Annotated in this window: 2 protein-coding genes and 1 pseudogene; all 3 read left to right on the forward strand. The window is 72.5% G+C overall.

Features of this window, described 5'->3' with window-relative positions:
• The first annotated feature begins 75 nt into the window (after positions 1–75).
• Positions 76–348, forward strand: a complete 273-nt coding sequence (locus tag SYYSPA8_RS33365) for an acyl carrier protein (RefSeq protein WP_323451170.1) — start codon at positions 76–78, stop codon at positions 346–348.
• A 21-nt stretch (positions 349–369) separates the two neighbouring features.
• Complete coding sequence (locus tag SYYSPA8_RS33370; protein ID WP_323451171.1) at positions 370–6,972, forward strand: non-ribosomal peptide synthetase; 6,603 nt, start codon at positions 370–372, stop codon at positions 6,970–6,972.
• A 108-nt stretch (positions 6,973–7,080) separates the two neighbouring features.
• Positions 7,081–12,584: pseudogene (locus tag SYYSPA8_RS33375) on the forward strand (non-ribosomal peptide synthetase); the annotation flags it as partial.

Genomic DNA, 12,584 nt, shown 5'->3' on the forward strand with positions numbered 1-12,584 from the left:
CGACACCCATGCGAAATCCCCGTGCTGTTTCCGAACCGGACGCCCGGAGCCCACCGGGCCGAGGGAGGGACCCCGTTGTCAGACTCCGACCTTCCGGCCACCCCGCCGACGCCCGAACAGATCCGTTCCTGGCTCGTCGAACGCGTCGCCTACTACGCCAAACTGCCCGTCGAGGAGATCGACGGAGACGTCCCCCTGCCGGACTACGGACTGGACTCGGTGTACGCCTTCGCCCTGTGCGGAGAGATCGAGGACATCCTCGGCATCCCCATCGAGCCCGTCCTGCTCTGGGACGTCGACACCATTACCGCGCTCACCGCCCATCTCTCCGGACCGGCGGCGGCCTGAGGGATTGTGAGGGAGAGGGCGATGCGTCGACACGACCTCCGCGAGCTGACATCCGGCCAGCTCGGCGTCTGGTACGCGCAGCAACTCGCGCCGGAGAGCCCGGCGTACAACATCGGCGAGTACGTGGAGATCCGCGGCGACGTGGATGTCGGGCTGCTCGTGACGGCGCTGCGGCGTTCGCTCGACGAGGCCGAGACCTTCGCCCTCCGGTTCCGTTCGCGGGCCGGGACGCCCGGGCAGTACATGGACGACGCGCCCGACCACCCCGTCCACGTCGCCGACCTCAGCGCCGTGGACGACCCGCGCGCCGCTGCCAAGGCCTGGATGTCGGCCGACATGGACCGCCCGGGAGACCTCCTCGCCGGGCCGCTGTCGGCCCACGCCGTGTTCCGGCTGGGTCCGGACCACGTCCTCTGGTACCAGCGCGCCCACCACATCGTCCTCGACGGGCTCAGCCTCTCGACCTTCGCCGCCCGGGTGGCGGATCTCTACACGGCGCTCGTGGCCGGCCGGGACCCACTGGCCGCACCGGGGCGGGCGGGGGCCGCCGGCGGCGCACTGAAGCCGCTGTCCGTACTGCTGGACGCGGACCGCTCCTACCTCGGGTCCGGGGAACTCGAACGCGACCGGCTGTTCTGGCGCACCGCCCTCGCGGACCTGCCGGACCCGGACGGCGGACACGGGAACCGGGCCCGCGCCCTGCCCGGGCGCCCGGAGTCGCACACGCACGAGACCGACGCGGCCGCGGCGGCCGACCTGAGAGCGGCCGCGCGCCGGCTGCGCGTCAGCTTCGCCGGACTCGTCCTCTCGGCCGCCGCCCTGTACCGGCAGCGCTCGACCGGAGCACGTGACGTCGTCCTCGGCATCCCCGTCCCCGGGCGTACCACCCGGCGGGAGATCGGGATCCCCGGCATGACGTCCAACGTGGTGCCCCTGCGGCTGGCCGTCCCGAGGGGCGGCACCGTCGGCGACCTTCTGCGGCAGACCTCGAACGCCGTCCGCGACTGCCTGCGCCACCAGCGGTACCCGTACGGGAACATCCTCGCCGACCTGGGGCTCGTCGGCCGTGGCTCGCTGCGCGGCCTGAGCGTCAACGTGATGTCCCTCGGTGTGCCGCTGCGGTTCGCGGACGCCGTCGCCACCCGTACCGGCCTGTCGGGCGGCCCCGTCGACGACCTGGCGATCACCGTCTACGAGAGGGTGGCCGGCGGCGGCTTCCACACCGTGGTCGAGACCAACCCCGACCTGCGTGACCCTCGGGAGGGAGCGGAGATCTCCCGGCGGTTCCGGGGGCTGCTCGGCCGTCTCGCGGCGGCCCCGGCCGACGGACGCACCGACCGGATCGACGTCCTCGACGAGGCCGAGCGGCGGCGGGTGCTCGTGACCTGGAACCGGACCGGGACCGGGACCGGGACTGGGACTGGGACTGGGACTGGGACCGATAGCGGCACCGGCACCGGCGCCGGCACCGGCACCGGCGGTGGGACGGCGCTGGAGCGGTTCGAGGCATGGGCGGCCGGCACCCCGGACGCCGTCGCGGTCGTGTGCGGCGACACGGAGATCACCTACCGGGAGCTGGACGCGCGGGCCGACCGGCTCGCCCGGCTGCTGAGCACGTACGGCGTCGGCCCGGAGTCGGTGGTCGCGGTCCGCCTGCCGCGCGGCCCCGGGATGCTGACCGCGACCCTGGCGGCCTGGAAGACCGGGGCGGCCCATCTGCCGATCGACCCCGAACACCCCGCCGCGCGGGCGGAGTTCGCGATCACCGACAGCCGGGCGGCCGTGCTGATCGGGAACGGCTCCGACCCCGGCGCCCCGGTGGCGGGCGGGATCCCCGTCATCGACCCGGCCGTGGCCGACCCGGAGACGGCCGCCGTCGCCGGGACGACCGGGGAGCACCCCCTGCCGGGACCGGCCGGGGAGCACCCTGCCGTACCGCCGCACCGCACCGACCCGGACCAGCTGGCCTATGTGATGTACACGTCCGGGTCGACGGGTGTCCCGAAGGGCGTCGCCGTCACCCACACCGGCCTCACCAACTACCTCACCTGGGCCGCGGAGTTCTACGGAATGCGCCCCGGGGACAGGGCACCCCTGCACACCTCGCCCGCGTTCGACCTGACGGTGACGAGCGCCCTGGTGCCCCTGATGAGCGGCGGCACCGTGGTGATCAGCCCCGAAGGAGGCGCGGAAGGGCTCGCCACCCTGCTGAGCGCACCCGTGGACGGACCCTACGGCCTGGTGAAACTGGTCCCCGCGCATCTGCCGCTGCTCTCCGCCGCACTGCCCGCGGCCGAACGGGCGGCGGCGGCCCGGCGACTGGTCGTGGGCGGCGAGGCCCTGCCCGGTGCCGACGTACGCGCCTGGCTGGCCGACGCGCCCGACACCGTGATCGTCAACGAGTACGGCCCCACCGAGACGGTCGTCGGCTGCTGCGTGTTCGAGGTGACCGCCGGGCAGCCGACGACCGACGCGGTGCCCATCGGCCGGCCGATCGCGAACACCCGCCTCTACGTCACCGACGACGCGCTCAACCCGGTGCCGCCCGGCGTCGTGGGCGAGCTGTACATCGCGGGAACCGGGCTGGCCCGCGGCTATGCGCGCCGCCCGGCACTGACGGCGGAACGGTTCGTGGCCTGCCCGTTCGGCACCCCGGGCGAACGGATGTACCGCACCGGCGACCTGGCCCGCTGGACCGAGGACGGACAGCTCGTGTTCGCCGGCCGCGCCGACGACCAGGTCAAGATCAATGGATACCGGATCGAACCGGGAGAGATCGAGGCGGTACTCGCGGGACACCCGGCGGTCGCCCGCGCGGTGGTGGTACCCCGGCGGGAACCGGACGGCCACGCACGGCTCGCCGCCTACGTCGTCCCGGCGAACGGGACCGAGGTGGACGTCGCGGAGCTGCGCCGGTTCGCCGCGCGGTCGCTGGCCGCACACATGCTGCCCTCGTCGGTGACGGTACTGGAGACACTGCCGCTCTCCCCCAACGGAAAGGTCGACCGGCGGGAACTGCCCGCACCCGGCGTCACGGTGTCGGACCGCGCGCCCCGCACACCCCGCGAAACGATCCTGTGCCGGCTCTTCGCCGAGGTCCTGGGACTGCCACGGGTCGGCGTCGACGACGACTTCTTCGTCCTGGGCGGCCACTCGCTGCCCGCCACCCGGCTGATCAGCAGGATCCGGGCCACCCTGGGGGCCGAAGTACCGATGAGGGCCCTGTTCGACGCGCCGACCGCCGCCGCCGTCGACGCCTGGCTCGACCACGGCGGCCCGGCCCGGCCGGCGCTGCGGCCCGTGCCGCGCCCGGACACCGTCCCCCTGTCGTCGGCCCAGCGGCGGCTCTGGTTCCTGCACCGCATGGAAGGCCCATCGGCCACGTACAACGTCCCCCTGGGCCTGCGGATCACCGGACCACTGGACCGGGCGGCGCTCCAGGCGGCCCTGGGCGACGTGGTGGGCAGGCACGAGACCCTGCGCACCGTCTTCCCCGAGACGGACGGGGTCGCCCGGCAGCGGATCCTCACCCCCGAGGAGGCCCGCCCCCGGGTCCGGGTACGCGACGCGGCGGACGGGACCCGGCCCGGGCGGCCCGCCCCCGCCGCGCGCCATCCGTTCGACCTGGGCCGGGAGCTGCCCCTGCGGGCCGAACTGGCGGCGCTCGGACCGGATCAGCACCTGCTGGTGCTGGTCGTGCACCACATCGCCGGGGACGCCTGGTCGATGAGCCCCCTGGCACGCGACCTGGCCGCCGCGTACGCCGCCCGCGTGGAGGGCCGGGAGCCGCGGTGGGCGCCGCTGCCGGTGCAGTATGTGGACTACACCCTGTGGCAGCACGAGCTGCTGGGCCAGGAGAGCGACCCGGGAAGCCTGCTCGGGCGCCAGGTCGCCTACTGGCGGGACCAGCTGGCCGGGCTGCCCGTACAGCTGCGCCTGCCCGCCGACCGGCCCCGCCCGGCGGCGGCGACCCACCGCGGCGACCTGCTCCCGTTCCGCCTCTCCCCACGGCTGCACCGGGCGCTGGCGGAACTGGCCCGCGAAGGGGGAGCCACCCTGTTCATGGTGGTCCACGCCGGTCTCGCGGCCCTGCTGACCCGGCTGGGCGCCGGCGACGACATTCCGCTGGGCGCCCCCATCGCCGGGCGCACCGACGACGCCCTGGAAGACCTGGTCGGCTGCTTCGTCAACACGCTGGTGCTGCGCGCCGACACCTCGGGCGACCCGGCCTTCCACGACCTGCTCCGGCGGATCAGGGAGACCGACCTCGCCGCCTACGAACACCAGGACGTCCCCTTCGAGCATCTGGTCGAGGTGATCAACCCCGGTCGGACCCCGGCCCACCACCCCCTCTTCCAGGTCGGCCTCAGCCTCCAGAACGTCTCGCCCCCCGCCTTCGGGCTGCCGGGACTCGACACCCTGCCGGAACGGGTCGGCACCGGCACCGCCCGGTTCGACCTGATGATCAGCCTCACCGACAGCCACGCCGAGGACGGAACGGAGGCAGGCGTGGAGGGGACGATCGAGTACGCGACCGACCTCTTCGACGCGGGAACTGTCCAGGCCCTCGCGGACCGGCTGATCCGGCTGCTCGAACAGGCCGTCGAGGACCCCCGGCGGCGACTGAGCGATCTGGAGCTGCTCACCCCCGACGAGCGGCGTCTCCTCCTCACCGAGGTGAACGCGACCGCCGCGGAGGTGCCCGACGCGACCCTTGTCTCCCTGTTCGAACGGCAGGCCGCCGCCTCCCCGGACGACACCGCCCTGATCCTCGACGGACGGGAACTGACCTACGCGCGGCTGAACGCCCGCGCCAACCAGCTGGCCCGGTACCTCGCCGGCCGGGGCGCCGGGCCGGGCACCTTCGTGGCGCTGGCGCTGCCACGCTCCCTCGAACTGGTCGTCGCGGTGTACGCCGTGCTCAAGACGGGCGCGGCATACCTGCCGGTCGACCCGGAGCACCCCGCCGAGCGGATCGCCCGGATCCTCACCGACTCGGCCGCCCCCCTCCTGATCACCACCGGGGAGGCAGGACTCCCCGAGCCGCCCCCCGGCACCTCCGTCTTCGTCCTCGACAAGCTGAGAACCGGGGACCTCGCGGAGACGGACCTGACGGACGCCGAGCGGACCGGACCGCTGACCCCGGGCCACCCGGCCTACATGATCTTCACATCCGGTTCGACCGGACGGCCGAAGGGCGTCGTCGTGCCCCACGCGGGCGTCGTGAACCGTCTGGCGTGGATGCAGGCCGAGTACCGCCTCACCCCCGCCGACCGGGTCCTCCACAAGACACCGGCCACGTTCGACGTGTCGGTGTGGGAGCTGTTCTGGCCGCTCCAGACCGGCGCCGCCCTGGTGCTGGCCGCCCCCGGCGGACACCGGGACCCCGCCTACCTCACCCGCGCCATCCGCCGGCACGCCGTGACCACCCTCCACTTCGTGCCGTCGATGGCGGCCGCCTTCCTCACCGACCCCGGCGCCCGCGACTGCACCGGACTGCGACGGATCATCTTCAGCGGCGAGGCGCTCCCGCCCGAACTGGCGGAACGATTCCGCGACACCCTGCCCCACGCCGGACTGCACAACCTCTACGGACCGACCGAGGCGTCCATCGACGTGACCCACTGGCATCACCGGTCCGGCTCGGCCGGCGCCACGACCGTCCCGATCGGCCGCCCGGTGTGGAACACCCGCGTCCATGTCCTGGACGAACACCTCAAGCCGGTCCCGCCCGGCACTCCGGGCGAGCTGTACCTCGCCGGAGCGCAGCTGGCCCACGGCTACCTGGGGCGGCCGGCGCTCACCGCCGAACGCTTCGTGGCCTGCCCGTTCGGGCCATCGGCGGAGCGGATGTACCGAACCGGCGACCTGGTGCGATGGACGTCGCGGGGAATCCTCGTGTTCCTCGGCCGCGCCGACGACCAGATCAAGATCCGTGGCCAGCGGGTCGAGCCGGGCGAGATCCGGGCCGCACTGGCCGAACACCCGGCGGTGGCACAGGCCGTGGTGGTCGCACGCGAGGACACCCCCGGTGACCTGCGGCTCGTCGCCTACATCGTTCCCGCAGGGCCGGCCACGGAAGGCTCGTCCACGGATGGTCAGGTCACCGAAGACCCGGCCACGGAAGGCCCGGCCACGGAAGGCCCGTCCCCCGAAGGCCCGGTCACGGAAAGCCTGCCCACGGGAGACCCGGCCGCCGGGATCCGGGCGCACGCCGCCGCACGACTCCCCGACTACCTGCGCCCCTCGGCCGTCATCCTGCTCGACGCACTGCCCCGCACCCCCAACGGAAAGCTGGACCTCGCCGCACTGCCCGCCCCCGACTACCTCGCGGGCCGCAGAGCGAGCCGGGAGCCCGCCGACGAACGGGAGGCGGCCCTGTGCCAGGCGTTCGCCGAGATCCTCGGAGTGCCCGAAGTCGGCGTCGAGGACGACTTCTTCCTCCTCGGCGGACACTCCCTCCTCGCGACCAGACTCATCGCCCGGATCCGCGTCGCGCTGGGTGAGGAACTGCCGATCGAGGAACTGTTCGCGACACCCACACCGGCCGACCTGGCCGCCTGGCTCACCGAGCACGGCAGCACGGCCCCGAGCGCCCGACCCGCACTGCGCCCGATGCGCTAGGGACCGTCGTCGCGACGGCGCCGCCCGCCCGGAGGGGCACGCCGCACAGACGGGACTCCGACGACACCACCCAGGTCCTCAACTCTCCGGTCACAAGGAGGCGTTCCCATGATTCCCGCGTCGTACGCTCAGCGGCGGCTGTGGCTCCAGTGGCGGATCGGCGGACCCGGCGCCACCTACAACAGCCCCATGATCCTGCGGCTGACCGGACCGCTGGACCGCGACGCCCTCACCACCGCACTGCGCGACGTCATCGTCCGGCACGAGGCCCTGCGCACCGTCTTCCCCGAGACCGACGGCGAACCGCACCAGCGGATCGTCACCGTCGACGCCCTGGACTGGGAACTGCCCGTGATACGGGTGACCGGGGGCGACGGCCCCGCCCCGCACGACCGGCTGCGCACCCTCGACGAACTGCGCTGGGACCGGCCGGTGGTGGACCTGCCGACGGTCGCGCCCGCCGGCGACCTGCCCACGGACGTGATCGACGCGGACGACCTCCCCCGAGCCGTTGCCCGCACCGCGGCGTACACCTTCGACCTGTCGGCGGAGATACCCGTGCGGGCCTGGCTGTTCGCCCAGGCCCCGGAGGAGCACGTACTCGTGGTGGTCATCCACCACATCGCGACCGACGGCTGGTCCGACGGCCCCTTCACCCGGGACCTGTCGACCGCGTACGCGGCCCGCGCGGAGGGCCGGGCACCGGAGTGGGCGCCGCTGCCCGTGCAGTACGCCGACTACACGCTCTGGCAACGCGACCTCCTCGGCGACCGGGACGACCCGGACAGCCTGCTGTCACGGCAGGTCGGCCACTGGCGCGAAGCGCTCGCCGGAGCACCCGAGGAACTGACGCTGCCGACCGACCGGCCGCGCCCGGTGCAACCGTCCCACGGCGGGCACGCGACAGGCGTCAGCGTCCCGGCCGAAGTCCACGGCGCGCTGACCGCGCTGGCCCGCGGCCGCCGTGCCACGGTCCCCATGCTGCTCCAGGCCGGGCTGGCGGTGACGCTGTCGCGGCTCGGCGCCGGCCAGGACATCCCCATCGGGACGCCGACCGCGGGGCGCACCGACGAGGCGCTGGACGACCTGGTCGGTTTCTTCGTCAACACCCTGGTGATCCGGGCCGACCTGTCCGGCGACCCCACCTTCACCGAGGCGGTCGACCGGGTGCGCGCCACCGCCGTGCGCGCCTTCGGCCGGCAGGACGTGCCGTTCGACCGGCTGGTCGAGGAGCTGGCCCCCGTACGTTCCCTCGCCCGCCACCCCCTGTTCCAGGTCGTCCTGGCCCCGCTCGGCGACCAGGCCGCGATCGACGTCCACGACCTGCGCGGCGAGGCCCTGTCGATCGGGCGGAGCACCGCCAAGTTCGATCTGGAGGTGACGCTGGGCGAGGTCTTCGACGGCGATGGCGCACCGGCGGGGATACGCGGTGTGGTGACGGGCGCGGCGGACCTGTTCGACGCCGGCACGGTCGAGCGGATCGCCGGCTGCCTGGTCCGGGTGCTCACGGCGGTGGCCGCCGACCCGGAGTCGCGGGTGAGCGCGGTGGACGTCGTGGGCGCGGACGAGCTGTCACGGCTGGTCCACGGGTGGAACGACACCGCGGTCGCGGTGGCGGATGTGTCGGTGCCCGAGGTGTTCGCGGGGCGGGTGGCCGCCGTTCCGGAGGCCGTGGCCCTGGTGTCCGGTGGTACGGAGGTGTCGTACGCGGAGCTGGACGCGCGCTCGGACGCTCTCGCGCGGGTGCTGGTGGCTGCCGGTGTGGGGGCGGAGTCGACCGTCGCGGTGGCGATGGAGCGGTCGGCGGAGCTGGTGGTGGCTCTGCTGGCGGTGCTGAAGGCGGGGGGCGTGTACCTGCCGCTGGACGTGTCCTGGCCGGTGGCGCGGATGCGTGCGGTGGTGAAGGACGCGGACGCCTGCCTGGCGCTGGTGCACGAGGCGACGGACGGGCTGGACATCGGGATCTCCGCGGTATCGGTCCATGCCACATCGGACGCGGCCGTCGGGCTGCCGGGTCCGGTGCCTGCGGGGGCTGCCGCGTATGTGATGTATACGTCGGGGTCGACGGGTGTGCCGAAGGGTGTGGTGGCGACCCATCGTGATGTGGTGCGGCTGGCGGGGGACCGTTGCTGGGGTCCGACTCCCCGGGTGCTGTTCCATGCGCCGCATGCGTTCGATGCCTCCTCGTACGAGCTGTGGGTTCCGCTTCTGTCCGGTGGCACCGTCGTGGTGGCGCCGAACGAAGCAGTGGACGCGCCGGGGCTGCGGCGTCTTGTCGCCGCTCATGACCTGTCGCATGTCCATGTGACGGCGGGGTTGCTGCGGGTGCTGGCGGATGAGGATCCGGGGTGCTTCGCGGGTGTACGGGAGGTGCTGACCGGCGGGGATGTGGTTCCGGCGGAGTCGGTGCGGCGGGTGTTGGCGGAGAACGCCGGGGTCCGCGTGCGGCAGTTGTACGGTCCGACGGAGGTGACGCTGTGCGCGACCCAGCATGAGATCACCGACGCCGCTGAGGTGGATGCGGTGCTGCCGATCGGCCGGCCTCTGGACAACACCCGTGTGTATGTCCTGGACGGTCGTCTGTCTCCCGTTCCGGTCGGTGTGGCCGGTGAGCTGTATGTGGCGGGGGCCGGTGTGGCCCGGGGGTATGTGGGGCGGTCCGCGCTGACGGGTGAGCGGTTCGTGGCCTCTCCGTTCCGGCCCGGTGAGCGGATGTACCGGACCGGTGACCTGGTCCGTTGGACGGCGGACGGCCGGCTGGTGTTCGCGGGTCGTGCGGACGAGCAGGTGAAGATCCGTGGGTTCCGGGTGGAGCCGGGTGAGGTGGAGGCCGTGCTCGCGGCCCATCCGGCGGTCGGACAGGCGGCCGTGGTCGTACGGGAGGACACCCCCGGCGACAAGCGGCTCATCGCCTACCTCGTCCCCGGCGAACACGGGGAGCACGGGGAGCAGGGCGCTTCGATCGCCGAAGCGGTCCGCGCGTACGCGGCCGACCGGCTGCCGTCGTACATGGTCCCGTCCGCGTTTGTGGAGCTGGAGACCCTGCCCCTGACGGTCAACGGCAAGCTGGACCGCAAGGCGCTGCCGGCTCCCCGGTATCTCTCGGGCGCCGGGCGGGCCCCCGCGAATGTGCAGGAAGAACTGGTGTGCGCCGCGTTCGCCGAGGTGCTGGGCCTTGAACACGTCGGTGTGGATGACGACTTCTTCGCGCTGGGCGGGCATTCGCTGCTGGTGGTGTCGCTGGTGGAGCGGCTGCGGCGGCGTGGTGTGTCGGTGTCGGTACGGGCCCTGTTCGTGTCGCCGACGCCTGCGTCACTGGCGGCGGGGGCGGGCCCCGAGCCGGTGGAGGTGCCGCCGAACCTGATCCCCGAAGGTGCTGTCGAGATCACGCCGGAGATGCTGCCCCTGGTCGAGCTGACCGGGGCCGAGATCGCCCGGGTGGTCGAGCAGGTCCCGGGTGGTGCGGCCAATATCCAGGACATCTACCCCCTGGCCCCGCTCCAGGAAGGCATCTTCTTCCACCATCTGATGGGCGACCGCGACGGCGACGACGTGTACGCCATGCCGTTCACCCTGCGGATGGACTCGCGAGCCCGCGTGGACTCCTTCGTCGCGGCATTGCAGGGCGTCATCGACCGGCATGACGTGTACCGCACGGCGATCGTGTGGGAGGGGCTGCCCGAGCCGGTCCAGGTGGTGTGCCGGGACGTGCGGCTGCCGGTGACGGAGGTCGTGCTCGACCCGGAGGGCGGGGACCCGGTCGAGCAGCTGCTCGCGGCCGCCGGTGGACGGATGGACCTGGACCGCGCGCCCCTGCTCAGCGTGCACGCCGCCGCCGAGCCGGATGGTGCCGGCGGGTGGCTGGCGCTCGTACGCATGCATCACCTGGTCCAGGACCACACCGCCCTGGAAGTGGTCATCGGCGAGATCAAGGCGTTCCTGGCGGGGCGGGCCGACGCGCTGCCGGAGCCGGTGCCGTTCCGCGACTTCGTGGCACAGGCCCGGCTGGGCATGTCCGACGACGAGCACCGGGAGTACTTCACCGGGCTCCTCGCCGACGTCACGGAGACCACCGCTCCCTACGGAATGCTGGACATCCACGGCGATGGCAAGGGGGTCGCCCAGGGCCGGCTGGCCGTGGACGACGGTCTTGCCGCGCGCGTCCGCAAGGTCGCGCGGTCGCTCGGGGTGAGCCCTGCGACGGTCTTCCACGTCGCGTGGGCCCGGGTCCTCGCGGCGGTGTCCGGGCGGGACGACGTGGTGTTCGGGACGGTGCTGCTGGGCCGGGCGAGCGTCGGGGCGGAACGCGTTCCGGGGCTGTTCATGAACACCCTGCCGGTCAGGATCAGAGCGGCCGCACAGCAGGCCGGGCAGACCGTGGCGCAGGCGGTGACGGGCATGCGCGACCAGCTCGCCGATCTGCTGGTGCACGAACACGCGCCCCTGACCCTGGCCCAGGCCGCCAGCGGCCTGCCCGGCGGCCGGCCCCTGTTCACCTCGATCTTCAACTATCGGCATATCCAGGTGGACGTCGAGCAGTCCGGCACCGGCATCGAGGGCGTCGACGCCGTGCTGACAAGGGATCCGACGAACTATCCCCTCGACATTTCCATCAACCAGAGCGCATCCGGATTTGAATTCATCGTGGAGGCGAAGAACCCCGTCGACCCGATGTCGGTGTGCAAAATGCTGAACACCGCCGTGGCGAATGTGATCACCGCTCTGGAGGAGACACCGGATATCCGCCTCGGGGCGGTCGAAATCCTTGACCCCGAATATGTCGCATTGCTGCTCGACGCCAATGACACGGGTGTGGTGGTTCCGGGTGGTCTGGTTCCGGGGTTGTTCTCGGAGCGTGCGGTGGGTGTGTGGGATGAGCCGGCGTTGATCGGTGTGGGGGTGGAGTTGAGTTATGGGGAGGTGGAGGAGCGGTCGAACCGGTTGGCGCGCTGGCTGATCGGTGCGGGGGTGGGGCCGGAGTCGGTGGTGGCCCTGGTGTTGGAGCGGTCCCCGGATCTGCTGCTTGCGGTATTGGCGGTGCTGAAGGCAGGCGGAGCCTATGTCGGGGTCGATCCGGGCCTTCCCGCTGAGCGTGTGGCGTTTGTCGTGGAGGACTCGGGCGCGGCGGTGGTGCTGGACGACGCCGGCCTGAGTGCGGCGATGGCCGACCTGGGGGGTTTTTCGGGTTCGGTGGTGTCGGATGGTGATCGGTTGGGTGGGTTGTTGCCGGGTCATCCGGCGTATGTGGTTTATACGTCGGGGTCGACGGGTGTGCCGAAGGGTGTGGTGGTGTCGCATGGGGGGTTTGCGAATCTTTCGTTGAGTCATGGTCGTTTTGGTGTGGGGCGGGGTGCGCGGGTGGCGCAGTTCGCGTCGGCGGGTTTTGACATGTTCTGTGAGGAGTGGTTGCTGGCGTTGTTGTCGGGTGCTGCGTTGGTGGTGGTGCCGGATGGTCGTCGGTTGGGTGGTGAGCTGGCGGGGTTTTTGTCGGAGTTCGGGGTGACGCATGCGACGTTGCCTCCGGCGGTGGTGGCGTCGTTGCCGGTGGGGTCTTTGGGTGTGGGCTTTGTGCTGGATGTGGGTGGGGAGGTGTTGCCGGGGGAGTTGGTGGA

The sequence above is a fragment of the Streptomyces yaizuensis genome, assembly GCF_034961445.1.
GTDB lineage: Bacteria > Actinomycetota > Actinomycetes > Streptomycetales > Streptomycetaceae > Streptomyces > Streptomyces yaizuensis.